Genomic DNA, 24,468 nt, shown 5'->3' with positions numbered 1-24,468 from the left:
GCCTGGTCGCTAGAGTTGGGTCATGTCCGAACGCGACGACGACCAGCCCGAGAACCCCTTCAAGGGCACGCCCTTTGAGCAGATGTTCGGGGAGATGGCGGGTGGCCAGATGGACCTGAACCAGATCATGGGGCAGGTCCAGCGCATGTTCACGCCCCACGAGGGCAGCGTCGACTTCGACGCCGCCAAAGACGTGGCGCGCCACACGATCGCCGCCGCCGGCGCGGACCCCTCCCCGCACGCAGGTCAGATCGGCGCAGTCGCCGACGCTGTCCGGCTCGCCGAGGCGTGGCTGGATCGCGCCACCGACATCCCTGCGGGTGCCACCACCTCGACCGCCTGGAGTCGGGCCGAGTGGATCGAGCACACCTCAGACACCTGGCACCAGCTGGTCGAACCCATCGCAGCCCACGTCGTGTCGGCCATGGCCGACGCGCTGCCCGAGGAGGCGCGCGCCATGGCCGCTCCCCTGATGGGGATGCTCACCCAGGCCGGCGGCGCCATGTTCGGCCAGCAGATCGGTCGCGCGCTCGGCGAGCTCGCCGGTGAGGTGCTGTCGGCCAGCGACATCGGAATTCCCCTGGGGCCCGTCGGCGTGGCCGCCGTCCTGCCCACCAACCTCGAGGCCTTCGGCGAAGGCCTCGACCACGGTCCCGCCGACGTCATGCTCTATGTCACCTTGCGCGAGTGCGCCCACCAGCGCCTCTTCAGTCACTCGCCCTGGCTGCGGTCGGCCCTGGTCACGGCGATCGAGGAGTTCGGCCGCGGCACCCGCATCGACGTGTCGGCCATCGAGGCCCAGCTCGGGCACCTCGATCCGACCCGTCCTGAGCAGATCCAGGAGGCGCTCAGCAACGGGCTGTTCGAGCCCGAGCGCACCCCCGAGCAGCAGAAGGCACTCCTGCGTCTGGAGACACTGCTGGCCTTCGTCGAGGGCTGGGTCGACGACGTCGTCACCCAGGCCACCGCGGACACGATGCCGGCGGCCATCCCGCTGGCCGAGGCCATGCGCCGTCGCCGCGCCGCGGGCGGCCCGGCCGAGCAGACCTTCGCCTCGCTGGTGGGACTGGAGCTGCGCCCCCGCCGGCTGCGCGACGCCAGCACGCTGTGGGCGGCGCTGCGCGACCGCCAGGGCACCGAGGCCCGCGACCTGCCGTGGACGCACCCCGACCTCATGCCGACCGCCGACGATCTCGACGATCCCCTGGGCTTCGCCCAGACCGAACGACCCGAGCAGTCCGCGGACGACGACTTCGACGCCGAGCTCGGCCGCCTGCTGGACGGCGACCTCGACGCGGGCCCCGACGGAGACCCTGACGGAAGCGCTGACGGGGACGAGGACGGGGACTCCCCCTCCTCGTGACACTGCACGACGACGCGACGGCGACCCTCCAGCGGTGGGACGCCCCCGACGCGGCGCAGGAAGATCTACGCCTGCTCTATCTCCGTCATCTCGCGGCTGAACCGGACGCCATGATGCGCAGCTGTCGTCCCGACCACCTCACCTCCAGTGCGCTGGTGATCTCCCCCGACGGCGAGCAGGTCGTCCTGACCAAGCACCCCAAGGCGGGCCTGTGGCTGCAGACCGGCGGGCACTGCGAACCCACCGACACCACCCTCGCTGCAGCCGCCCTGCGAGAGGCTCTCGAGGAGTCCGGCATCGCGGACCTGCGCATCGATCCAGTGCCCCTGCTGCTGTCGCGCCACGAGGTCCCGTTCTGCGGCCCCGTGCAACCGGCACACCACCTCGACGTGCAGTTCATGGCGACCGCACCCGCTCATGCCGAGCTCGTCATCAGCGTGGAGTCCGATGCGCTGCGCTGGTGCCCGTCGGACCGTCCGCCCGATCCCACCGATCAGGACGTGCGCGACCTCATCGCTGCTGCCAGGACACGCCTTCGAGGAATCCCCGGGATCGCTCCCCGTGGGGAAACTGACTGATCAACGCCCAGAGCCGCTTGCTGTGATTGGCCTCGATCAGGTGGGCCAGCTCGTGCAGGAGCACGTAGTCGATCACGTCGTCGGGCATGCCCTGCAGTCGGTGCGACAACCGGATGGTGCGATCGACACTCGTGCACGAGCCCCATCGGGAGCTCTGGTTGGTGACCCACCGCACCGAGGCAGGAACCGCGCGACCGTCGAGCCACCGATCGGACAGCGCACGGGCGCGGACCATCAGGTCCTCATCGCCCGAGGGACGGCGAGCCTCTCGGCGATCGAGCCGCTCGACGAGCTCGCGCACGTGCTCGGCCTCCCGTGCCCTCGACAGGTGCGCCGGCACGAGCACGATGGTCTTGTCACCCTCGCGATAGGCCCGGATGGTGCGCCGGCGGCGCGTGCTGCGACGGATCTCGACCTCGGCCATGCCTGCAATGTAGTCCCCGGTTCAACCAAGCGACCGAACACGCCGATGTTGTCCACACCGCACGCGGCGATCCCCACATCCTGTCCCCAGGGTTATCCACATCGGTGGACAATAAGCCGAATTTTGTACGAGCCGCAGGCGGGAGGTTGCTGCAGTCTCGGGCCTCGTCCGCGTAGTCTGACGTGACCGGCACCACATCACTTGGTGCCCGATGGCAAGGAGACCCGAAATGGCAGAAACCTGGAGCGGCGAGTTCTACTGCGTCAAGTGCAAGGAAAAGCGCGAGGCAACCGGCGAGATCCACGTCAGCGACAAGGGCACCAAGATGGCCAAGGGTGTATGCCCGGTCTGCAGCACCAAGTTGAACCGGATCCTCGGCAAGGCCTGACTGCGGCTTGCCACGGACACGACGGGGTTCAGCCGCCAGTTGAACCCCGTCGTGCCACGGGCGTCGTAGAGTTCCTGGATGTCCATCAGCTCCTACACCGACATCCATGGGTGGTTCTTCTGGGAAGACACCCTGCTGTTCGCCGACATCCTCGGCAGTCAGGCCGAGCTGGGCACCGTGGTCGAGCTGGGGGCTTTTCTCGGGCGCAGCACCGCGTTGATGGGGTACTACCGGCGCGCCGACGAGGCGTTCGTCGTGGTCGACCTGTTCGGCCTCGAGCCCGAGGACGCCGCCAACGCCGCAGAGAACGTGCTGTCGTACAGCAATGTCGACCCTGCTTCTCTGCGTGCTGAGTTCGAGTCGAACTACGGCGCGCTGCACGACCGCATGCCGCTGGTCGTGCAGGCCATGTCGACCGAGGTGGCCCAACACGTCGACGCGCACACCGTGCGATTCGCTCACGTCGATGCCTCTCACCTGTACGCGCACGTCGCCGGCGACGTGGCCGTCATGCGTGACCTGATGCAGCCCGATGGCGTGATCGTGTTCGACGACTACCGAGCCGTGCACACCCCCGGGGTCGCTGCAGCGGTCTGGGAGGCAGTCGCCAACCACGATCTCGTGCCATTCGCGCTCAGCCCCTACAAGATGTACGCGACCTGGGGCGACCCGGCGCGACACCTCGAGCGAGCCTGGCGGCTCGGCCACGCTGAGCCCGACCTCGACGTGTCCCGCGAGATGATCCTCGGTCACGACGTGGTGCGGCTGGAGAAGACCAAGGGGCCAGCGCATCCCGCCTCGCGGATGTCCGCCGACGAGGTCGACGCTGTCGCGCGAGCGGTCGCCGACCACGTGGCAGGATCCGTGCGCACCACGCGGTCGCGCAGCGACTGGGCGCCGCCGGTCGTCGTCGAGTGGGTCCGTGCGAGACGGCGGAGACGTTCGACCAGCTGACCCGCCTGTGGACGGCGAGGCGCGAGGAACATCGCACCGCAGCACCCTGAGGCCATGGTGTTCCGCCCAGCGCTTCGTCCCGGTTCGGTCGTGCTGCGTCGAGATGCACGGCACCTCCAGGTCGGCACGTCACCCGGAATCATCGTGCGAGACCGGCCAGGTCTGCACCGTCTACTTCTCTTGCTGGACGGTCTGCACGACTCGGCGTGGTGGGCCGAACAGGTACCCGACCTGGATGCTCCGGTGCACACCGTGTTGTCGGAGCTGACCGCCGCCGGCGCGATCGTCGATGCCAGCTCATGGCGCCCCGCACGTGCGGTGGCCGAGGCTCGACACCTCGCCGCCACCGGCCGCCATCCCGACGCGCTGGCTCGACGAGCGCGGCTGCGGGTCTCCCTGCACCACGACGGTGGCACCGGTGACCTGGCTGCACTGACGGCGGCCGTGCTCGTCGATGCTGGTGTCACGCCGACCGAGGACCTCGATGCCGACCTGGTGATCCTGATGTGCACCGGCGAGCCGGCGCGGGCCGTCGTCGAGGAGGCCGTGCGGTGTCGGGTCAGGCATCTGCTGGTCCGGGTCGAGGAGAGTCGCGCGCAGATCGGACCTCTGGTCACCCCTGGCGTCACCCCGTGCCTGGGCTGTCACGACCTGCATCGCAGCGTGTGGGACCCGGGCTGGGGAGCACTTGTGCCGCAGTTCGGCCGACGCGCCACGGCGCACAATCCGCCAGCGCTGGGCGCGGTGCTCCCTCACATCGTGGTCGGCGAGATCGTCCAGGTCGTGCTGGTCGTCGCTGACCAGCCATCGGCTCATCCAGCGCTCGACGTCACGTGCCTCGGCCCGGGGACCGCTGACCGGCGCACCTGGGCCGCGAGCTTCCACCACCGGTGCTCGTGCGCTCTTCTACCAGCGGCGTGATGAGGGTGTTCGCACTATCGTGAGGGTGTGGCTGACAAGGGCGAACGCGACCGCGACGGTTTGACCGGTGGCGCGTTCTCACGCACGGCCCGACTCGCCGCGCTCCCGGTGGGATTCGCCGGACGCACCACGCTCGGCCTGGGCAAACGGATGGTCGGTGCTCCGGCCAATGTCGTGCTCAGCGAGGTGCAGCGACGTACCGCCGACCAGATCTTCTCGGTGCTGGGCCAGCTCAAGGGCGGCGCCATGAAGTTCGGCCAGGCGATGAGCATCTTCGAGGCGGCCCTGCCCGAGGAGCTCATCGGGCCGTACCGCGAGACGCTCACCCGATTGCAGGACGCCGCTCCACCGATGCCTCCCAGCGTCGTGAACCGGGTGCTCACGGCCGAGCTCGGCCCCGACTGGCGCGACCTGTTCGAGTCCTTCGACGACACCCCTGCTGCCGCCGCCTCCATCGGCCAGGTGCACCGCGCCGTGTGGTCGGACGGGCGTGACGTCGCCGTCAAGATGCAGTACCCCGGCGCAGCCAAGGCCCTGATGTCAGATCTGCGCCAGATCTCGCGGCTGTCGCGACTCTTCGCCGTGATGGCACCGGGACTGGACGTCAAGCCCCTCATCCGCGAGCTGCAGGACCGCGTGGCCGAGGAGCTCGACTACACGCTCGAGGCCCAGGCGGGCGCCACGTTCGCTGCGGCCTTCGCCGATGATCCCGAGATCATCATTCCGACTCCCATCCACCACACCGAACGTCTCCTGGTCACCACCTGGCTGGAGTCCGAGTACTCCCTCGCGAAGGTCATCGCCGAGGGGACCCAGGACGAACGCGATCACTTCGGCGAGATCTATGGACGGTTCATGTTCGCCGGCCCACAGCGCGCCGGTCTCCTGCACGCCGACCCGCATCCGGGCAACTTCCGGATCATGGCCGATGGTCGGCTCGGCGTGATCGACTTCGGTGCAGTCGCGCGTCTCCCCGACGGCATCCCACCGGACATGGGTCGCCTCATCCGGCTGACCCTCGAGGGTGATCTCGAGGGCGTGCGCGAGGGTCTGATCGAGCTGGGCTTCCTCAAGGCCGGCACCAAGCTCGATGCCGATGCGGTGGGCCGCTACTTCGGACCGTTCGTGGAACCGGCCCGCGACGAGACCTTCACGTTCAGCCGCGAGTGGATGCGCGGGCAGATGACGCGGGTCAGTGCCCCGACCTCTGAGGGCATGGGCACGGCCATGCAGTTCAACCTGCCACCGGAGTACATGCTGATCCACCGCGTGTGGCTCGGCGGCATGGGCGTGCTCAGCCAGCTCGGTGCCACGGCTCCGTTCCGCGGCATCCTGGCCGAGTCGTTGCCGGGGTTCGCGAGCCACGAGGACCGCTAGTGACGAGCTGGCCGTGGCTCAGCGGCTCGCGGTGACCAGTTCGAGGATCACGTCGGCGTACCGCTCGAGCTTGGTCGGCCCGATGCCCGGCACGTGGGCCAGCGCATCGGCGTCGACGGGCTTCATCTCCGCGATGGACTGCAGCGTCGCGTCGGTGAACACGACGTAGGCCGGCTTGCCGATGGACGTGGCCTCGCCGGAGCGCCAGGTGCGCAGGTTCTCGTACAGCGTCTCGTCGTAGGTGGAGGCGCAGTCCTCGCACCGCCCGCGCGGACGGTCGATGACGGCGAGCACCTGGTTGCACACGCGGCAGCGGGCCACCTTGCGCTCGCGCGGCTGGCGCGCGGTGCGGCGCGACTCGTGACTGGCGGGGAGCAGGGCGTCGAGGAACCGGGTGGGGCCGCGCGTTCCGCGCTGGCCCTCACGGCGAGCAGCGGACCACGACACCATCAGGGTGGATCGGGCCCGGGTGACCGCGACGTAGAACAGACGTCGCTCCTCCTCGACCGCCACGGGGGTCTTGGCGTGCGGGCTGGGCACGGTGCCCTCCTGCATGCCGACACAGAACACTGCGTCCCACTCCAGCCCCTTGGCCGAGTGGATCGTGGCGAGGGTGACGCCCTCGGCGGCCGGAGCGTGGGCGGCCGCGGCCCGGCGGTCCAGATCGGCCACGAGATCGGCCATCGTGACCTGCGTGTTGCTCCCGGCGAGATCGCGTGCCATCGCCACGATGGCGCTGAGGGACTCCCACCGGTTGCGCACCTCGCCTGCCGCGGCAGGGGCGGTGTCGCTGTAGCCGATCCCGGCCAGGATGTGCCGGACGTCGTCGATGAACTCCTCACGGCCGTCGGCGGCGGTGCTCTGCAGGTCCGCGCGCAGCAATGCCATGGCCTGGCGGACCTCGCTGCGCCGGAAGAAGCCCTCACCGCCACGCAGGGTGAACGGGATCTCGTGCTGACTCAGCGCCTCCTCATAGGCCTCGGACTGGGCGTTGATGCGGTACAACACGGCCATCTCGCGGTAGGGCACACCTGAACGGTGCAGCAAGGTGATCTCGTTGGCCACGGCCTGCGCCTCGGCGGGCTCGTCGGGATGTCCTGTGTAGCTGACCGGATCGCCGGGTGGGCGTTGCGGTTGCAGCACCACGCCGTCGCTGCGCCCACCGGGACCGAACACCGCATTGGCCACCGCCACGATCTGCGGGGTGGAGCGGTAGTTGCGCACGAGCTCGTGGCGCTCCCCCTCGGTGAAGCGGGCCGTGAAGTCACGCAGGATCTGCGGGGACGCACCCGCGAACGAGTAGATGGTCTGGCGCGGATCGCCCACGACGCAGACATCGTCGCGACCACCGAGCCACAGGTGCAACAGCATCGACTGGAGCGGGTTGACGTCCTGGAACTCATCGACCACGAACCACCGGTACTGACGGCGCACCGTGGCGGCCACCTCGGGGTTGTCGGCCAGGATCGAGGCGGTGACCAGGAGGATGTCCTCCATGTCGATGCGCTCGGCACCCTTGAGGTCCTCGTAGCCGGCCAGCACCTGGGCCGTGGTGACATGATCGAGATCGCCGACCTGCCTGGTGCGTGCGGCCGCCTCGCGCACGTAGTCGGCGACCGGGATGTTGCTGACCTTGGCCCACTCGATCTCGGCCGCGAGATCGCGCACCAGGGCGTTGTCCGCGCGCAGCCCCAGACGGGTGGCCGTGGTGCGGACCATCGCGAACTTGGACTCGATGATCTCGGGGAACGCGGTGCCGAAGACCTGGGGCCAGAAGTAGCGGGCCTGGCGCAACGCGGCGGAGTGGAAGGTGCGCGCCTGCACGCCCGGGGCCCCCAGGTCGGACAGTCGGCCGCGCATCTCACCGGCTGCACGGGTGGTGAAGGTGACGGCCAGGACCTCGCTGGGCTCGTACAGGCCGGTGGCCACCCCGTAGGCGATGCGGTGGGTGATGGCACGGGTCTTGCCGGTGCCGGCACCGGCGATGACGGTGACCGGACCGCGCAGCGCCTGCGCGACCTTGCGCTGCTCGGGATCAAGACCGTCGAGCAGGTGGGCGGCGTCAGTCACGGGCGTCCTCGGGATGGGGGAATGCTTGCGGGTGTGTCACTGTTCTACCGACCGAGACTAGTCGTCGAAGGAGACAGAACATGACCGGATCGTTCACCCTCTACTCCACCCCCTGGTGTGGCTACTGCCACCGCCTCAAGTCGCAGCTCAAGCGCGAGGGGATCGAGTTCGACGAGGTTGACATCGAGCAGGACCCGGCCTCGGCCACGATCGTCGAGAAGGCCAATGGCGGCAACCAGACCGTCCCCACCCTGGTCTTCACCGACGGCAGCGCCCTGTCGAACCCGTCGGTCGCCCAGGTGCGCGAGAAGCTCGCCTCCTAGGACTAGGCCCATCTGCCGTGGATGGTCCCGCCATGCCAGGACTGGATGAGGGCGCGGGAGATCGAGACGTTGGGCGGCAGCAGGAGCTCGGCTGACGAGGTCATCTCGGTGACCTCGTCGCGGGTGAACCATCGCGCCTCGGCGATCTCGTCCTGATCCACCCTGATCTGCGCTCCGTCGTCCGCATGGTCGGCGGACCCGAAGTAGCCGACCATGAGGCTCTGCGGGAACGGCCACGGCTGACTGCCGGCATGACGGACCTCGCCCACGCGCACCCCGACCTCCTCCATGACCTCGCGTCGTACGGCGTCCTCGAGCGCCTCTCCGGGCTCGACGAAGCCGGCGAGCGTGGAGAACCGGCCCTCGGGCCACGAGGGCTGACGACCGAGCAGAGCGCGGTCCTGGTCATCGGTGATCAACATGATGACGGCCGGATCCGTGCGCGGGAACTGGTGGGTTCCACACTCGGCGCAGACCCGCACGTGTCCGGCCTGCGCGGGCACCGACGCAGCGCCACACGACGGGCAGAAACGGTGCCGCTCGTGCCACCGGGTGATGCCGACCGCGTGCACCGCGAGCGACGCATCGTCACGATCGATCTCCGGGCCGATCATGCGCAGGCTCGTGGGGCGCAGCTCGGCCGGCACCCGGTCGATGACGAGGGCCGCGTGGCGCACGTCGCCCAAGTAGCCGAGGAAGATCCACTCCCCCTCCGGCACCTGATGGCCCGCCAGGTCTGCCTCGACGATCCACGCGACGCCACCGGTCTCGGTGGTGGCCACGTGCTCCCCACCGATCACGAGGATGCGCAGCGGCCCGGGCGCCGAGCGCCACTGGTCGTCGGTACGAAGATGGGCGGCTCGGTCGTGTGTCGATCGGGAGAAGGCGTGGTCCACGGAGGCCACGGTAGACTCAGCTCAGGTGAGGTCGAGCGTGGCCTCCAGCGTGGCCCGGTCCGGCAGATCGTCGAGGCGGTCCACCCGGCCCAGCCGGATGTAGGCGAAGGCAGCCGTGACGTGGGCGGGGTCGATGTCGTGCATCTCGGCCCACGCCAGCCGGTAGATGGCCAGCTGCAGCGGATCGGCGGTGGGCGTGCGGTTGGTCTTCCAGTCGACGATCTCGAAGCGGCGGGTGCCGTCGGCGGCCACCGTGCAGAAGACGGCATCGATACGGCCGATCACCTGTCGGCCGCCGATCCGGATCGAGAACGGGGCCTCGAGGGCGTACGGCTCGCGGCCAGCGAGCTCACCGGCCAGGAAGTTCTCGAACAGCTCGGCCAGTTCTGGCTCGGAGACCATGCCCTCGTCACCTCGGCCGGGAAGCTCGGTGGGGTCGAACAGCTCGAACCGCTCGTAGTGCGCCTCGATCATGGCGTGCAGCCGGGTGCCGAGGCGCGCTGCGGCCGACGGACGGCGCGGAACGGGTCTGGCCAGCTGACGCAGGTAGGCGGACTCGTCCTCGGCGAGCGCCATGGTGGCTGTCGCCGAGAGCACCGCCGGCACGCTGACCTCGCGCACGGGGTGCTCGGCCTCGGCGGCCTCCGCGAGGAGCACGTCCAGCTCGGCATCGATCGTCTCGAGACGCTCGCGACCTGCGACGTCGGGTTCGACGGGCTCGGTCGGCACCTCGACGGGGCGACCTGCGCGCAGCGCGATGACCAGATCTGCTGCGGTGCGCCGTGGTGCCATGCCGGCCAGCGGAGCCGGCCAGCGGTGAGCCACACCCTCGGTCAGGTGTGGATTCTGCGGCGCCGCGTCCGACTCATCGACCCAGGTGGTGGGCTGTCCCCCGGCCGCCACCACCCAGTCGCGCACGGTGATCAGGAAGTCCGAGGGGCCGCGCCGCTCGACCTGGGTGGGACCCCAGTGGTGTCCGCTGACGTGCAGCGCCGTCTTGGCCCGGGTCAGAGCGACATAGCCGAGGCGGTGCTCCTCCATGAGTGCATCGGCCCGCCACTGCGCCGCGAACGCCTTGGCCCCCGAACCCGTCCACTCCTCGATGTCGACCAGGCCACCGGCATCTCCGCGCAGCTCGACCGGCAGGGCTGCTCCGCTGCTGATCCAGCGCGGCCGGCCGCGCTCGTTGGGAAACACCAGGCGGCTGACCAGGGGGACGAAGACGGCCTGGTATTCCAGACCCTTGGCACGGTGGGCGGTGAGGAGCTTGACCGCGTCAGCGTCGGTGGGTGAGGCGACCTCGAGTCCGCCGGCATACTCGTCCTCGGCGGCGAGGTAGGCCAGCAGGCCGGCCAGATCGGCGTACCGGTCGTGTTCGGCATAGCCGGCGATGGCGTCGAGCAGCGCGGAGATGTTGTCAGGGCCGATGCCATCGGCACGGATCATCAGCTCGACATCGAGATCGAGGTGGGCCACGGCTCGGCGCGCGAGATCGACCAGAGGCTCACCCAGGTGGGCGCGCAGCCCACGGATCAGCGAGGCGATCTCGGCGAACCTGTGGCGCGCCTGCACCGAGAAGGAACCGTCGCCCGGATCCTCGACCGCCTCCAGCAGCGAGACGACGTCGACCGGGTCGACTCCCGTGACGGCCTCGGCCAGCTCGCGAGACAGTGCCTCGTCAGCGGTCTCGCCGGCAGACCCTGCTCCCCGTACTCGTCCGCCCAGGCGGGTCGCGCGACGACCGAGCAGGGCGAGGTCGCGGGCCCCGATGCGCCATCGGGGCCCGGTCAGCAGGCGCAGCAGCGCCGGGTTGGCCGTGACGTCGTGCAGCAACGCCAGGACGCTGAGCACGTCGCGCACCTCGGGCTGGTGCAGCAGACCCTGCAGACCGACGACCTCGACGGGCACGCCCGCAGATCGCAGCGCCTCCACGATCGTGCCGTTCTCCGACGTCGCGCGCACCAGCACCGCGATCTCGTGCCACGGCACCCCGGTCGCGTGCGTGGACTGGACGCGCGACACCAGGTCGGCGATCTCGTCGGCGACCGTCTCGTGCAGTGCGACGCCGACCTCACCCGGGGCGTTGGCCGGCGCCGCCTCGAGCTCGGTGACCGCACACGTGGTGGCGTAGAACGGCGCGGCGATCCGGTTAGCGACCGCGATGATCTGCGGTGCGCACCGCCGGGTGACGTTCAGCGTGTGCTGCACCCCCTCGGTGCCGTCGGTCCTGGGGAAGTCCTGACCGAACTCCAGCAGGTTGGTGACCGCCGCCCCGCGCCAGCCGTAGATGCCCTGGGCGGGATCGCCGACCGCCGTGACCCCGTGACCCCGACCGAGATCGGGCGAAGGTCCCGAGAACAGGGCGCGCAGGAGATCGCGCTGGGCGACCGACGTGTCCTGGTACTCGTCGAGGAGCACGACATCGTAGCGCGAGCGCAGGTCGGCACCGACCTCGGTCATCGCGGCCAGCTGGGCGCCCCAGCGCATCTGGTCGGAGAAGTCCATGACGCCCGCCTCCGCCTTGACCTCGCGGTAGCGATCGACCAGATGGCTGATCTCGATGCGCCGACGCGCTGCCTTGAGCGCGTCGTCCTTGACCGCCTTGGTGAGTCCTCCTCGCACGACCGCCTGGGGCTCGAGGTGTGCGATCAGGTCGTGGTCGAACTCGCGCAGCCGGGCGGGCTCGACCAGGTGCTCGGCCAGCTGCCCTTCCAGCGCGAGCAGATCGGTCACCAGGACCGGCACGTACGTGGACAGCGCCTCGATGGATCCTTCGAAGCTCGTGACGGCACGAGCGGCGAGCTGGAACCGTGAGGCGTCGGCGAGGACCCGAAGATCTGGCTCGATGCCCAGCAGCAGGCCGAACTCCGCGATCAGCTGACCGGCGAAGGCGTGATAAGTCGACACCGTGGGCTGGCCGGGCTCGGGCTGCTCGGGGTCACGCGCCAATCTCGGCAGGTCCTTGAGATTCTTGACGATCCGCTGCCCCAGCTCACCGGCCGCCTTGTTGGTGAAGGTCAGGCCCAGCACGCGGTCGGGGTCGATGCCCTCATGACCGACGAGCCACACCACGCGTGCTGCCATGACGGTGGTCTTGCCCGAGCCGGCACCCGCGATGATCGCCTGGGGTTGGTCATACGGCGCGGTGATGGCAGCGATCTGCTCATCGCTGAAGGGGATCTCGAGCAGATCGATGAGGTCGGCGACGTCGCGGACGGAACGCATCATGACCGCTCGCCCGGGTCGCGTCGGCCCACGGTGGGCGCGCCCTCGGACTGGGACGGACACGCCGCTGCGAACTCGCACCACTGGCACGCCTCCTTGCTGGGGGTGGCGCGGAAGTCCTCGGTGCGGATGATCCGCATGGACTCGACCACCTGGTCGAAGGCGAAGAACGGCTCACCCTCCGGCGGCGCGGCCTGCTGCTGGACCTTGGGCGATCCGGGATCGCCGGTGACGTCGACACGCAGCTGGACCAGCTCGGCGCCTCCGGAGGCTGCGTCGGGCGCCAGGTCGAGGACCGCTCCGTGATCGACGGCCAGCTGGTAGAAGCCCAGCTGCGGGTACTGGGCGATGTCCTTGGCCGGGGGCGGATTCTTGTTGGTCTTGAAGTCGATGACATGCACCCGCCCCTGCTCGTCGAGCTCGACACGGTCCATGTAGCCGCGCAGCACCGCCGTGCTGCCATCGATGTCGATCTCGGCGCGGAACTCGTGCTCGACGGCGAGGGGGGTGCGGGCATTGGTCTCGTGCCACCGGGCGAGGCGCTCGATGGCCTCGTGGGCCGCACGCCGTTCGCGCTCCCGCACCCACGGGGCGGCGAACTCCAGCTGGCTCCACGCCTCGTCGAGTCGATCCCGCATGGCGGCCCGATCAGCTGGCCCGCCGCGTCGGACCACATCGGCGGCGAGAGCGTGGACGATAGACCCGAATCCCTGGGCCGAGGTGGTGCCGGTCGACCCGGCGGCCTCGTGCGACAGGAACCACGCCAAGGGGCAGGCCGTGAGCGAGCTGACCCCGCTGCCGCTCAGCGTGATGGGCTGGGCGGGATCGACGACCGGAGTGGAGGTCTGTGTGTCGTCGCGGACCCCCCACCACCGCTCGGGTCGGGCCGCACGGGTGGCCCAGCTGCCCTGGTCTGCCAGGCGGGCCAGACGCTGAGCCGCCCCGTGGCGCACCACGGGATCGTCGCTGGACTCGCACAGGCCGCGCAGCTCTGCCACGACGCCGCGCAGCGAGAAGGGTGTGCGGGGCCGGGCCTGGGGTTCGGTCACCGACCCGGCCGTGGCACGGGCCGCCAGCTCGAGCACGAATCGCGAGGGTTGGTGGTCGTCGTCCCGGGGGCTCCTGACGGCCGTGACCACCAACCGTCGGGTGGCCCGGGTGCAGGCGACGTAGAACAGTCGTCGCTCGTCGGCCAGCTGCGCTGAGGTGGGCGGAGGCGTGACCTCGACGCCGGGACCGACCCGTTCGTGATGCAGCAGAGATCCGCCGGCCCGCACGGTGGGCCAGGCATCCTCCTGCACACCGGCGACCACGACCAACGGCCACTCCAGGCCCTTGGAGCGGTGCGCGGTCATGAGTCGTACAGCGGTGCCGCGGACCCCGGAGTCGCTCAGGGTGTCGGCCGGGATCTGCTGCGCCTCCAGCTCGTGGATCAGGGCGGCGACCGTGCGGTGCGATCCGGTCTCCTCTACTCGGGCCGCCTGGTGGAACAGGGCGCCGATGGCGTCGAGATCACGGTGGGCGCGCAGGCTCGACTCGCTGGAGGACTCAGCCTCGACCAGGAGCCGACGTTGCCAGTCGCCGGTGGACCACAGGGTCCACAACACCTGTTCGGGAGCCTCGCGGGCGAGGATCTGCGCACCAGCGCGGGCGACCGCTTCTGCCGCCCGTGCGGCGCGATCGACAGCGAGCTGGGTGGCGGGTGCGAGGTCGCAGGCCGCGAGGTCGAGCGGATGGCGCAGAGCCGACGCGAGCAGCTCGGAGGAGGGACGGGGTCCGCCGGGATGGCCCCGATCGCCGTCGCGCAGGAAGCGGTTGACGCGGCGCATCTCCGAGGCGTCGAGGCGCCCGATGGGGCCGGTGAGAAAGGCCGTGGCCTCATCCAGCGGGACCGGTCGCCCGGCAGCCACGTGCTCGGCGACACGAACCGCCGCCAGGAGGGCTCGAACCGCCGGTTGACCCGCCAACGGAATCTCGTCGCCCGCGACCTCGACCGGAACTCCGGAGGCGACCAGCACCCGTTCGAGCCGGATCAGCTCGGCCCCCGTGCGCACCAGCACGGCCATGTCGCTCCAGGCGAGGGGGTGGTCCCCGGTGAGGTGGGCCTCGCGCAGGAGACGGGCGATGTGCTCGCCCTCCGCCGCCGGTGTGGCGTAGGTGTTGACCTCGACGTCGCCGTCGGTCTCGGCGACGGACGTGGGCGAACGGAACCGGTGGAAGATCTCGGCGGCGAGATGACCCGAGACGCCGAGCGGCTCCACGATGGACCGTGTGGCATCCAGGATGCGTGGACCGAAGCGTCGGGTGGTGCCCAGGGCCACCACCGGCGCAGGTGTTCCCGGGGATCCGAATGCGCGAGGAAAGTCCAGGATGCCGCGCACGTCCGCCCCGCGGAACCGGTAGATGGACTGGTCGGGGTCACCGACGACGATCAGGTCGCGACCCTCGCCAGCCAGCTCGTGCAACAGCTGCACCTGCAGCGGGTCGGTGTCCTGGTACTCGTCGACGATCACCAGTCGGTAACGATCACGCAGCGCATCGCGCACGTCCGGCTCGCGCAGGAGCCGCACCGCCTGCACCACGACGTCGGTGTAGTCGCTCTTGTTCTGCAGAGCCAGCACCTGGGTGTACTCCTCGAAGAACGACGCGGCGGCGACCCACTCGGCGCGCCCGGACTCCTCGGCGAGATCGGCCAGGTCGTCGAGCCCCAGGTCCTGGATGCTGGCCGCAGCCATCAGGGCCTGCAGCTCGGCGGCGAATCCTCGGGTGCGCAGCGCGGGCCAGAGCCGTGGGGGCCACGCGGACAGATCGTTCCCGGCGACCAGCTCGGCGATCACGGTCTGCTGCTCGGGCGCGCTCATCAGCTGCAGGGGCGCCACGTACTGGTCGGACGCGGAGAACTGGCGGACCACGCCGTAGCAGAAGGAGTGGAACGTCATGGCCGGTGTGGCCGAGGACGAGGCGGAGAGACGGCGCGCGATCCGCCCGCGCAGCTCTTCTGCGGCCTTGCGGCTGAAGGTGAGGACCAGGACCTGCTCGGGAGCCAGACCGCGCTGCTCGATGCGATCCACGACGGTCTCGACCACCGTGGTGGTCTTGCCCGTGCCCGGGCCGGCCAGCACGAGCAGCGGTCCGGAACCGTGATCGACCACGGCTCGCTGGGAGTCGTCGAGCACGGGCACGCGCACTGCCGACTCAGCCGGTCGCCTGACGTACTCGATCTTCCTTGGCTCGATCACCATGGGCCCATCGAAACAGACGGGTCCGACACTCAGCCGGTGCGTGGTTCCCAGAGCGCCTCGGCCATGTGGACACGTCCCCGACGAACCGGCGTCGACTCCTCCAGCCAGTGCATCTGGGCCTCGGCCATCAGCGGCCCGGCGATGGTGCCGTCGGCCCGCACGACCCGCCACCACGTGACGGCAGACCCCTCCAGCGACATCACCCGACCAACGTACCGGGGCCCGTACCCAGCCGCCACGTGCTCGGCGATCCGTCCGTAGGACAGCACGCGTCCGACCGGGATCGACTCCACGAGCGCCAGCACCCGCTCGACGAATTCCTCATCCACCGTTCGCTACCTCGGCTCCGAGGGGTGCTGATTGACTAGTAGGAGGGCTGGCTGGGGTCGATCTGGTTGACCCAGGCCACGACTCCGCCGCCGACGTGGACCGCGTCCGCGTAGCCGGCACCCTTGAGCACCGCAAGAGCCTCGGCCGAGCGTGCGCCGGACTTGCAGTGCAGCACGACCTGCTTGTCCTGGGCCAGCTGCTCGAGCGCATTGCCGTTGAGGAACTCGCCCTTGGGGATCAGCACCGAGCCGGGGATCTGATTGATCTCGTACTCGTTGGGTTCGCGGACGTCGACCAGGGTGAAGTCGCGGCCGCCGTCGGCACGTTCCTTGAGCCAGCCGTCGAGCGTCGCGACCGAGATGGTCGAGTCGGCGGCGGCATCGGCTGCCTCCTCGCTGACAGCGCCGCAGAAGGCCTCGTAGTCGTTCATCAGCTCGGTCGGCAGCACGCCGGTGGGATCGCGCTGGACCTTCAGGGTGGTGTAGCGCATTTCAAGCGCGTCGTAGACCATCAGGCGGCCGATCAGCGGATCGCCGATGCCGGTGATGAGCTTGATCGCCTCGGTGACCATGATCGATCCGATCGAGGCGCACAGGACACCCAGCACGCCGCCCTCGGCGCACGAGGGCACCATGCCCGGCGGCGGGGGCTCGGGGTACAGGTCGCGGTACTGCGGGCCCTCCTGGGCCCAGAACACCGACACCTGCCCCTCGAACCGGAAGATCGAGCCCCACACGTAGGGCTTGCCGAGGATGACGGCAGCGTCGTTGACCAGGTAACGGGTCGCGAAGTTGTCGGTGCCGTCGACGATGAGGTCGTACGGGGCGAAGATGTCCAGGACGTTGTCGGTGTCGAGACGCTCGTTGTGGACGATGGTCTTGACATGCGGATTGGTCTCGGCCACCGACTCCGCAGCCGAGATGGCCTTGGGCTTGTCGATGTCGGACTGCCCGTGGATGATCTGGCGCTGCAGGTTGGACTCATCGACGACGTCGTCGTCGATGATGCCGAGCGTGCCGACTCCCGCCGCAGCGAGGTACAGCAACGCAGGGCTGCCGAGGCCGCCAGCGCCGATCACGAGGACCTTGGCGTTCTTGAGCCTCTTCTGGCCGGTCATGCCGACATCGGGGATGATCAGGTGGCGGCTGTAGCGGCGCACCTCATCGGTGGTGAGTTCGGCGGCGGGTTCCACGAGCGGGGCGACCACGGGGTTCTCCTTCACAGCTGACGTCGACGTCTTCACGGTGCACAACCGTGGGGCGCCACACATTGTTCCCGATCGGCTGGACCTGCGAGTCACCCACTAGGCTGAGCCGGTGACTGAGTCCGTCGGAGCGCGCCCCCGCTCGAGCCGCCTGCCGCGATCGGCCCGCCGTGCCCAGCTGCTCGACGTCGCTCTGGAGGTCTTCGTCGAACAGGGCTACCACTCCGCCTCGATGGATGAGATCGCCGAACGCGCAGGTGTCTCCAAACCGGTGCTGTACCAGCACTTTCCGGGCAAGCTCGACCTCTACCTCGCCCTGCTGGAGACCTCCTGCGACCTCGTGATCGCCGAGGTGCGCGAGGCGCTGGCCTCGACCACCGACAATCGCCGACGGGTCATGGCGTCCATGGAGCTCTGGTACGGCTACGTCGCCGACCAGGGCGCGGCGTTCCGTCTGGTCTTCGAGTCCGACCTGACCAACGATCCGTCCGTGCGCAGCCAGATCGACCGGGTCATCTACGAGTCGGCAGCAGCCATCGCCGAGGTGATCCGCGAGGACACCGGGCTCCCCGGTCCCGCCGCTCACCTGCTTGCTGTCAGTCTGGTCGGCATGGGGCACTTCGGCGCCCAGAACTGGATGTCCCGCGACTCTGACCTGAGCCGCGAGGAAGCCGTGGAGCTCGTCGCGGGCCTGGCCTGGCGCGGCATCCGAGGTGTCCCCCAGGATCGCCCCCGCGATCCACGTGAGAACAGCAACCAAGGAGTTGAGTGACCGTGGAGGTCAAGATCGGCGTCCAGTACGCCACCCGTGAACTGTCCGTGTCCACCGAGGACGAGCCGCAGGCCGTGCTCGCTGCCCTCGACACCGCGCTGAGGGATGACTCGGTGTTCACCCTGAGCGATGACAAGGGCCGCACCGTCGCCATTCCGGCGGCCAAGGTCGCCTACCTCGACTTCATCTCCGACGAGGGACGTCAGGTCGGATTCGGTCTGTCTGCAGGCGCAGCGGCCACCGCTGCCGGCTAGGGAGCCAGACCCAGCTTGTCCATGCGCTCGGCGTGGGCCTCGGTGATGCGGGTGAACATGCGCCCGATCCCCGCGAGGTCCATGCCGGGTCGGTCAATGCCGCCGACCAGGACCGTGCTGAGCGCGTCGCGCTCGGCGACGACCATCTGAGCCTGGCTGAGCGCCTCGCCCATGAGGCGACGACCCCACAGGGCCAGGCGCCCGCCACTGCGTGGATCGGACTCGATCGCACTGCGCACCGCACCGATGACGAATTCGGAGTGCCCGGTGCCCGACAGCGTCTCGAGCACCAGCTCACGGGTCTCCGGATCCAGGTACGCGGCGATCTCACGGTAGAAGTCAGCCGCCAGGCCGTCTCCGACGTAGGCCTTGACGAGCCCCTCGAGCCAGTCGCTGGGACGGGTCTGCCGGTGGAACCGGTCGAAGATGCCGGCGAAGTTCTCCATGAACGGATAGGGATCCTCGCCCATCTCGACCAGCCGGTCACGCAGCTTCACGAAGTGGTCGTGCTCGGCGGCCAGCATCGCGAGGATCTCGGCCTTCGTGCTGAGGTCGGGTGCCATCGCGGCATCCTCGGCGAGCCGCTCGCAGGCACTGATCTCGCCATACGCACACAGGCCGATCAGCTCCAGGATCCCGGTGCGGTAGACGTCCTCGTCGGTGCTGGGTTGGTCGTGGGTCGTCTCGTCTGCGGCCATGGTCGGCAGCGTATCGCCCTGCACGCGCTGCGGCTGCGGCTGCGACATGCCGACACGCTAGGATGGAGATGCCCGATGGGCCGTATCTCCGTCGTGAGGTCTCGCAGGACCGTCTCGAGAAGCGTCACGACACGTAGCGAGAAGCCTGCCTCCCCACTTGATTTGAGATTTTTTGTGACCACATTCGTCGATCTGGGCGTTGCGCCCGAGATCGCCGACGCGCTCAGCGACGTCGGCATCACCTCCCCCTTCCCGATCCAGGAGATGACCCTCTCGGTCGCCCTGGGCGGAACCGATCTGATCGGACAGGCTCGCACCGGCACCGGTAAGACGCTCGCCTTCGCGATCCCGGTCATCCAGCGCACCGTCGGACCGAAGAATGACGGCTACGCCGACCTGCCCGCCCCCGGCAAGCCCCAGGCCCTGATCGTCGCGCCGACGCGTGAGCTCGCGATCCAGGTCGGTGGCGACGTCGCCACTGCCTCGGCGAAGACCGGGACCCGCAGCCTGCTGATCTACGGCGGGGTCGGATACGACCCGCAGCTCGACGCGCTCGCCGAGGGCGTCGACATCGTCATCGGCACGCCCGGTCGTCTGCTCGACCTGGCCAACCGCGGCGCCCTGGACCTTTCCTACGTCAACTCCGTCGTGCTCGACGAGGCCGACGAGATGCTCGACCTCGGCTTCCTGCCCGATGTCGAATCACTGCTGGCACGCACTCCGCGTTCACGCCAGACCATGCTGTTCTCGGCGACCATGCCGTCGGCAATCGTCTCGCTGGCCCGCAAGCACATGACCCAGCCGATGAACATCCGCGCCGAGAGCCACGAGGCGAACCAGACCGTTCCTCTCACGGCGCAGCACGTCTACCAGGCGCACGAGATGGACAAGGCCGAGGTGCTCGCCCGCATCCTGCAGGCCGACAACGTCGCCCGCGTCATCATCTTCACCCGCACCAAGCGCACCGCTCAGCGGGTCGCGGACGACCTGATCGATCGCGGCTTCCCTGCCGCCCCCCTGCACGGCGACATGGCCCAGCCGGCCCGCGAGAAGGCGCTCACCCGCTTCCGTGAGGGCAAGGTCAACACCTTGGTGGCCACCGACGTGGCCGCCCGCGGCATCGACGTCACCGACGTCAGCCACGTGATCAACTACAACTGCCCCGAGGACGACAAGACCTACGTGCACCGCATCGGTCGCACCGGTCGCGCGGGCAACACCGGCACGGCGGTCACCTTCGTCGACTGGGCTGACCTGACGCGCTGGAAGCTGATCAACAAGGCGCTGGACCTGCCCTTCGAGGTCCCGCTGGAGACCTACTCGACCTCCGAGCACCTGTTCACCGACCTGGAGATCGGCCGTGACGTCAAGGGCCGGCTCAAGCCGCCGAGCCCCAAGGAGCCCCGTACGGACGGCGACCGTGGCGGTCGTGGCGGCCAAGGTGGCCGCGGTGCGCAGGGCGGACGTGGCGGCCAGTCCGGACCCGCCGCCCAGAGAAGTGGCGGCCAGAGCAGTGGCGAGAAGACCGGCTCGGGCGACGGCCAGCAGCGCCGGCGCCGCAACCGCAGCCGCACCCGGTCGCGCGGCGGCGAGCCCGTCGCCAAGACCGACTGACGCGCTCCTGGTCCCGGCTGGTCAGATCTCGGCTAGCGGCGCTTGCTGGCCGGTTTCGTCGCGACCAGCTTCTTCGCGACGGCCCGGTAGGCCTCGGCGCCCTTGTGGGTGCGAGCGGTCGAGAGGACGCTGCGGCCGATGGCCGGCGCCTCGGCGAATCGGATGGACTTGGGGATGGCCGGCTCGATGACGGGCAGGTCGTAGGTCTCGGAGATCGCGGCCAGCACGTTGCGCGCGTGCTTGGTCCGACCGTCGTACATCGTCGGCAGCACGCCGAGGATCTCCAGGGACGGGTTGATGAACTGCTTCACGTCGTAGATGGTGTCGAGCAGCTGACCCACTCCACGGTGCGACAAGGTCTCGGCCTGCAGCGGAATCAGCACCTGGTTCGAGGCCGACAGCGCGCCCACCGTGAGCACCCCGAGGCTGGGCGGGCAGTCGAGCACGATGACGTCGTAGTCGTCGGCGATCTTGTCGAGCGCGACGCGCAGTCGCTGCTCGCGCCCCGTTCTCGTGACCAGCGATTCCTCCGCCTGGGTCAGCGTGATGTTGGCGGGCACGAGGTGCATGCCGTCCTCGGTGACCAGCACCGCATCTCCTGGCTTCGCCGTGCCCAGCAGCACCTCGCCGACGGTGACGTCGAGCTCCTCGGGATCGATGCCCAGGGAGAACGTCAGGCTGCCCTGCGGATCGAGGTCGACCAGCAGGACGCGCTGCCCGATCTCGACCAGTGCAGCGCCCAGCGAAGCCACGGTGGTGGTCTTGGCGACCCCACCTTTTTGGTTCGCAACCGCGATCGTGGTCGTCATGGGGGCATTGTGTCACCTCCCCGGGACGTCTCGCCCAGTCGCCTACGGGCGCGCCGGGCTGATGTCTTTGGCATGCTTGAGCCATGACGCGTCGCGCACTGGTCACCGGGGCCACATCCGGGATCGGCCACTCCTTCGCCCAAGCCCTCGCCGCCGACGGCCACGACGTGGTCATCGTCGCTCGCACGACCGACCGACTCCAGCAGGTCGCCGAGCAGCTGCGCAGCGAGCACGGGGTCGAGGTGGACGTCGTGGTGGCCGACCTCGCCACCACCGACGGCATGGATCGCGTGGCGCTGCGCCTCACCGACTCTGCCCGTCCGGTCGACCTCCTGGTCAACAACGCGGGTGCCTCGCTCGCCGGGTGGTTCGGCACCACGGCGATCGAGGACGAGGACCGGCAGCTCGATCTCCTGGTCCGCGCCCCGATGCACCTGATGGACGCGGCGATCAAGGCGATGGCCGGCCGTGGTGGCGGCGCCATCATCAACGTGGCCAGCGTCGCGGCCTTCACCCCCCGCGGCGTGTACTCGGCCCACAAGGCCTGGCTGCTGAACCTGTCGCGCTGGGCCGACGTCCACTACGACGACGTCAACATCGCGGTGCAGGCCCTGTGCCCGGGATTCGTGCGCACCGAGTTCCATCAGCGGGGCGAGATGGACGTCAGTGGTGTGCCCGGGTGGATGTGGCTCACATCCGACTTCGTCGTGCGCGAGTCACTGAAGGATCTCGCCCGCGACAAGCCCCTCTCGATCCCGGGCCGGCGCTACCGATGTCTCGTGATGCTGACCAGGTTCCTGCCCACCTCGTTGGTCACCCGCATGGCACGACGCGGCCGATGAGCACGCCCCAGTCCCTGCTGATTCCGGCAGGCGTCACGGCGCAGACCGTGCACACCGACCGTGGTGCCTTCGCCGCGCACACCGCCACCCCGACCGGCGACCTGCGTGGCCATGTCCTGCTGGTGCCTGGCTGGACGGGCTCCAAGGAAGATTTCACGCCCATCCTGCCGCTGCTGTCGGCAGCGGGATTCGCCGTCACCGCCTACGACCAGCGCGGCCAGTTCGAGACGCCCGGCACCCCCGACGACGACTACTCGCTGGCCGCCCTCGCGGTCGACGCCATCGCCGTCGCGGAAGCAGCGGCGGGCACAGATCGTGGCTCTCACCTGCTGGGCCACTCCTTCGGAGGACTCGTCGCGCAGCGCGCCGTGGTGGGCCACCCGGACCGATGGACGTCGCTGAGCCTGCTGTCCAGCGGTCCCGGCGCGCTGATGAGCTCACCCACCCGACCCCTGGAGCGCCTGATGGAGGCCATCGGGACCGTGCCCCTCGCCGACATCCACGAGGCACGCGAGCGTGCGGTGCTCGACGGTCCCGACCCCCGTCCGTCCGACATCACCGAGTTCCTCGCTCGCCGATTCACCGCCAACAGCCCAGACGCCCTGCGCGCCATGACCCAGCACCTGCTCAGCGCCCCGGACGCCATCGAGGAGGTGCGCGCCGTGGGCCTGCCGGTGTGGGTGGGTCGCGGCGCCGACGACGACGCATGGCCGCACGAGCAGCAGGACGACATGGCCGCCCGACTCGGCACCCACGTTCACGTCATCGATCCGGCCGCCCACTCCCCCGCCGTCGAGAACCCCATCGGGCTCATGGCCGCGTGGCGCCCCTTCCTGGAGGTACCTGCATGAACGACACGCCTGATCCCGCAGCGCCCGTCACGCGCGGCTTCGTCGGCCGCGAGCGGCCCGCCGATCCCGGCCGGCTGCCCCCCGGGCAGTACGACGTGGGTGAGAACTGGCCCGTGCTCTCGGCCGAGGTCGTGCCGACGGTGCACACCGAGGAGTTCACTCTCGCGGTCGACGGTGCGGTCGAGAGCCCGCAGTCCTGGGACTGGGAGGGTCTGCGCGCCCTGCCGCACGATGGCTACTCCGGCGACATCCACTGCGTCACGACGTGGTCGAAGTTCGACATGACCTTCACCGGGGTCAGCCTCGACGTCCTGCTGGGCGCGGCTGTCCCGACCGGTGACGCGGCCTACCTGATCGTCCACTCCAGCAGTGGGTACACCACCAACCTTCCGCTGGCGGACGTGCTGGGAGGCAAGGCGTGGGTCGTGTGGGAGGCCCAGGGCAAGGAGCTCACGGCCGAGCACGGAGGGCCGGTGCGTCTGCTGGTGCCGCACCTGTACTTCTGGAAGTCCGCGAAGTGGGTCAACCGGCTCGAGGTCTCGAGCGTCGACCGCCCCGGCTTCTGGGAGAACAACGGCTACCACGACCGGGGCGATCCATGGCTCGAGCAGCGCTACGTGGGCGATCCGTGAGCGGCTGGCAGCTCGCCACGGTCACCGACGTGCTGCATCCCGCGCCGGGATTCGTCCGCGTGCGTCTCGACGTCCCCGACCGGTCGTCGGGCCTGCCCGGGCAGCACTACGTGGTCAGGTTGCGGGCCGAGGACGGCTACACGGCGCAGCGCTCCTACTCGCTGGCCTCCGATCCCGAGGACCCGCAGATCGAGCTGCTGGTCGAGCAGATGCCCGATGGCGAGGTCTCCGGTCACCTGCACCAGGTGTTGAAGCCCGGAGACCAGGTCGAGGTCCGCGGGCCCGTCGGTCGCTGGTTCACCTGGTCCGGAGAGGAGCCGGCCATCGCCATGGCCGGCGGCTCGGGTCTGGTACCGATCATCGCGATGATGCGCTGGGCCGTGCGCCACGGACGCACCGACGACCTGCGCGTGGTGGCCGTTGGTCGCACGTGGGAGCTGTTGCCCTATGCCGAGGAGCTGGAGGCCTACGGCGCCTTCATCGCGTTGACCCAGGAGAATCGCATCGACGCGACCGGTGTCGAGAGGGTCTCTGCGCCGCCGTATCCCGATGAGGTCACTCCCTTGGTCGAGGGCACCGAGCGCGCCTACGTGTGCGGCTCGGTCGGTTTCGTCAGCTACGCCAGTCGGCTGCTGGGCGAGTCCGGCGTCCGCGCCGACACGATCCGGGTCGAGCAGTTCGGTGCTACCGGCTGACCCGAG

At 69.5% G+C, this 24,468-nt stretch carries 23 protein-coding genes; 14 read left to right on the top strand and 9 right to left on the bottom strand.

Annotated features, from left to right (window positions below):
* Nucleotides 1-22 precede the first annotated feature (22 nt).
* Both ACHAA3_RS15040 and ACHAA3_RS15035 read left to right on the top strand, forming a co-directional pair.
* Nucleotides 23-1,363 (top strand): zinc-dependent metalloprotease, encoded by a 1,341-nt coding sequence (locus ACHAA3_RS15040; protein ID WP_435709857.1) that lies wholly within the window; start codon nucleotides 23-25, stop codon nucleotides 1,361-1,363.
* The gene (locus tag ACHAA3_RS15035) at nucleotides 1,360-1,941 is read left to right on the top strand and encodes an NUDIX domain-containing protein (protein ID WP_435709856.1); all 582 of its coding nucleotides are present in this window, start codon (nucleotides 1,360-1,362) and stop codon (nucleotides 1,939-1,941) included. The genes ACHAA3_RS15040 and ACHAA3_RS15035 overlap by 4 nt, the downstream gene beginning before the upstream one ends.
* On the opposite strand, the gene ACHAA3_RS15030 is transcribed toward ACHAA3_RS15035, so the two are convergent.
* Nucleotides 1,874-2,365, bottom strand: a complete 492-nt coding sequence (locus ACHAA3_RS15030; protein ID WP_435709855.1) for a M48 metallopeptidase family protein — start codon at nucleotides 2,363-2,365, stop codon at nucleotides 1,874-1,876. The genes ACHAA3_RS15035 and ACHAA3_RS15030 overlap by 68 nt on opposite strands.
* A gap of 229 nt (nucleotides 2,366-2,594) precedes the next feature.
* Here ACHAA3_RS15030 and ACHAA3_RS15025 point away from each other — a divergent pair, with 229 nt between their 5' ends.
* The 4 genes from ACHAA3_RS15025 to ACHAA3_RS15010 all read left to right on the top strand — a co-directional run bounded on the left by ACHAA3_RS15025 (nucleotide 2,595) and on the right by ACHAA3_RS15010 (nucleotide 6,005).
* A complete protein-coding gene (locus ACHAA3_RS15025) occupies nucleotides 2,595-2,753 on the top strand; it encodes a DUF5679 domain-containing protein (RefSeq protein WP_435709854.1) in 159 nt (52 codons plus the stop codon).
* Nucleotides 2,754-2,831: 78 nt separating this feature from the next.
* Nucleotides 2,832-3,707 (top strand): class I SAM-dependent methyltransferase, encoded by an 876-nt coding sequence (locus ACHAA3_RS15020; RefSeq protein ID WP_435709853.1) that lies wholly within the window; start codon nucleotides 2,832-2,834, stop codon nucleotides 3,705-3,707.
* 54 nt (nucleotides 3,708-3,761) lie between these two features.
* Nucleotides 3,762-4,628, top strand: a complete 867-nt coding sequence (locus ACHAA3_RS15015) for a hypothetical protein (protein WP_435709852.1) — start codon at nucleotides 3,762-3,764, stop codon at nucleotides 4,626-4,628.
* A 27-nt stretch (nucleotides 4,629-4,655) separates the two neighbouring features.
* Complete coding sequence (locus tag ACHAA3_RS15010) at nucleotides 4,656-6,005, top strand: ABC1 kinase family protein (RefSeq protein ID WP_435709851.1); 1,350 nt, start codon at nucleotides 4,656-4,658, stop codon at nucleotides 6,003-6,005.
* Nucleotides 6,006-6,023: 18 nt separating this feature from the next.
* Here ACHAA3_RS15010 and ACHAA3_RS15005 read toward each other — a convergent pair whose 3' ends face one another.
* The gene (locus tag ACHAA3_RS15005) at nucleotides 6,024-8,075 is read right to left on the bottom strand and encodes an ATP-dependent DNA helicase UvrD2 (RefSeq protein ID WP_435709850.1); all 2,052 of its coding nucleotides are present in this window, start codon (nucleotides 8,073-8,075) and stop codon (nucleotides 6,024-6,026) included.
* A gap of 80 nt (nucleotides 8,076-8,155) precedes the next feature.
* On the opposite strand from ACHAA3_RS15005, the gene ACHAA3_RS15000 reads away from it, so the two are divergent.
* Entirely contained in the window at nucleotides 8,156-8,398 is a 243-nt protein-coding gene (locus ACHAA3_RS15000) for a mycoredoxin (protein ID WP_435709849.1), read from the top strand.
* Nucleotides 8,399-8,400: 2 nt separating this feature from the next.
* Here ACHAA3_RS15000 and nudC read toward each other — a convergent pair whose 3' ends face one another.
* From nudC to moeZ, 5 genes are read right to left on the bottom strand one after another with little or no spacing between them, the layout of a single operon-like run.
* Nucleotides 8,401-9,294, bottom strand: coding sequence for an NAD(+) diphosphatase (gene nudC, locus ACHAA3_RS14995; RefSeq protein ID WP_435709848.1), 894 nt, complete (start codon nucleotides 9,292-9,294; stop codon nucleotides 8,401-8,403).
* Nucleotides 9,295-9,315: 21 nt separating this feature from the next.
* Complete coding sequence (locus tag ACHAA3_RS14990) at nucleotides 9,316-12,522, bottom strand: UvrD-helicase domain-containing protein (RefSeq protein WP_435709847.1); 3,207 nt, start codon at nucleotides 12,520-12,522, stop codon at nucleotides 9,316-9,318.
* Nucleotides 12,519-15,761, bottom strand: coding sequence for an ATP-dependent helicase (locus ACHAA3_RS14985; protein ID WP_435709846.1), 3,243 nt, complete (start codon nucleotides 15,759-15,761; stop codon nucleotides 12,519-12,521). The genes ACHAA3_RS14990 and ACHAA3_RS14985 overlap by 4 nt, the downstream gene beginning before the upstream one ends.
* 29 nt (nucleotides 15,762-15,790) lie before the next feature.
* Complete coding sequence (locus ACHAA3_RS14980) at nucleotides 15,791-16,090, bottom strand: MGMT family protein (protein ID WP_435709845.1); 300 nt, start codon at nucleotides 16,088-16,090, stop codon at nucleotides 15,791-15,793.
* Nucleotides 16,091-16,125: 35 nt separating this feature from the next.
* Nucleotides 16,126-17,298, bottom strand: a complete 1,173-nt coding sequence (gene moeZ / locus ACHAA3_RS14975) for an adenylyltransferase/sulfurtransferase MoeZ (RefSeq protein ID WP_435709844.1) — start codon at nucleotides 17,296-17,298, stop codon at nucleotides 16,126-16,128.
* Nucleotides 17,299-17,407: 109 nt separating this feature from the next.
* Between moeZ and ACHAA3_RS14970 the strand changes: the two genes are divergently transcribed.
* Together ACHAA3_RS14970 and ACHAA3_RS14965 are read left to right on the top strand one after the other, a co-directional pair.
* Nucleotides 17,408-18,067 carry a TetR/AcrR family transcriptional regulator gene (locus ACHAA3_RS14970; protein WP_435709843.1) on the top strand — a complete coding sequence of 220 codons (660 nt, stop codon included), beginning with the start codon at nucleotides 17,408-17,410 and terminating at the stop codon, nucleotides 18,065-18,067.
* Nucleotides 18,064-18,321, top strand: a complete 258-nt coding sequence (locus tag ACHAA3_RS14965; protein ID WP_435709842.1) for a DUF3107 domain-containing protein — start codon at nucleotides 18,064-18,066, stop codon at nucleotides 18,319-18,321. Before ACHAA3_RS14970 ends, ACHAA3_RS14965 begins: the two co-directional genes overlap by 4 nt.
* On the opposite strand, the gene ACHAA3_RS14960 is transcribed toward ACHAA3_RS14965, so the two are convergent.
* On the bottom strand, nucleotides 18,318-19,067 hold the full coding sequence (locus ACHAA3_RS14960; RefSeq protein WP_435709841.1) for a ferritin-like fold-containing protein: 750 nt from the start codon (nucleotides 19,065-19,067) through the stop codon (nucleotides 18,318-18,320). The two genes, ACHAA3_RS14965 and ACHAA3_RS14960, sit on opposite strands and share 4 nt — an antisense overlap.
* Before the next feature lie 126 nt (nucleotides 19,068-19,193).
* On the opposite strand from ACHAA3_RS14960, the gene ACHAA3_RS14955 reads away from it, so the two are divergent.
* The gene (locus tag ACHAA3_RS14955; protein WP_435709840.1) at nucleotides 19,194-20,633 is read left to right on the top strand and encodes a DEAD/DEAH box helicase; all 1,440 of its coding nucleotides are present in this window, start codon (nucleotides 19,194-19,196) and stop codon (nucleotides 20,631-20,633) included.
* Between the two features lie 32 nt (nucleotides 20,634-20,665).
* Here ACHAA3_RS14955 and ACHAA3_RS14950 read toward each other — a convergent pair whose 3' ends face one another.
* Nucleotides 20,666-21,442, bottom strand: coding sequence for a ParA family protein (locus ACHAA3_RS14950; RefSeq protein WP_435709839.1), 777 nt, complete (start codon nucleotides 21,440-21,442; stop codon nucleotides 20,666-20,668).
* 83 nt (nucleotides 21,443-21,525) lie between these two features.
* Here ACHAA3_RS14950 and ACHAA3_RS14945 point away from each other — a divergent pair, with 83 nt between their 5' ends.
* The 4 genes from ACHAA3_RS14945 to ACHAA3_RS14930 are packed head-to-tail and all read left to right on the top strand — an operon-like array spanning nucleotide 21,526 to nucleotide 24,462.
* Nucleotides 21,526-22,284: an SDR family NAD(P)-dependent oxidoreductase gene (locus ACHAA3_RS14945; RefSeq protein ID WP_435709838.1), complete on the top strand. Its 759-nt coding sequence runs from the start codon at nucleotides 21,526-21,528 to the stop codon at nucleotides 22,282-22,284.
* Nucleotides 22,281-23,135 (top strand): alpha/beta fold hydrolase, encoded by an 855-nt coding sequence (locus ACHAA3_RS14940; RefSeq protein WP_435709837.1) that lies wholly within the window; start codon nucleotides 22,281-22,283, stop codon nucleotides 23,133-23,135. Before ACHAA3_RS14945 ends, ACHAA3_RS14940 begins: the two co-directional genes overlap by 4 nt.
* Nucleotides 23,132-23,767, top strand: a complete 636-nt coding sequence (locus tag ACHAA3_RS14935; RefSeq protein ID WP_435709836.1) for a molybdopterin-dependent oxidoreductase — start codon at nucleotides 23,132-23,134, stop codon at nucleotides 23,765-23,767. The genes ACHAA3_RS14940 and ACHAA3_RS14935 overlap by 4 nt, the downstream gene beginning before the upstream one ends.
* On the top strand, nucleotides 23,764-24,462 hold the full coding sequence (locus tag ACHAA3_RS14930; RefSeq protein WP_435709835.1) for an FAD-binding oxidoreductase: 699 nt from the start codon (nucleotides 23,764-23,766) through the stop codon (nucleotides 24,460-24,462). Before ACHAA3_RS14935 ends, ACHAA3_RS14930 begins: the two co-directional genes overlap by 4 nt.
* Nucleotides 24,463-24,468 lie beyond the last annotated feature (6 nt).

This window comes from Aeromicrobium sp. CF3.5 (assembly GCF_051262695.1).
Classification (GTDB): domain Bacteria; phylum Actinomycetota; class Actinomycetes; order Propionibacteriales; family Nocardioidaceae; genus Aeromicrobium.
This window is presented reverse-complemented; position numbering and strand designations above follow the sequence as displayed.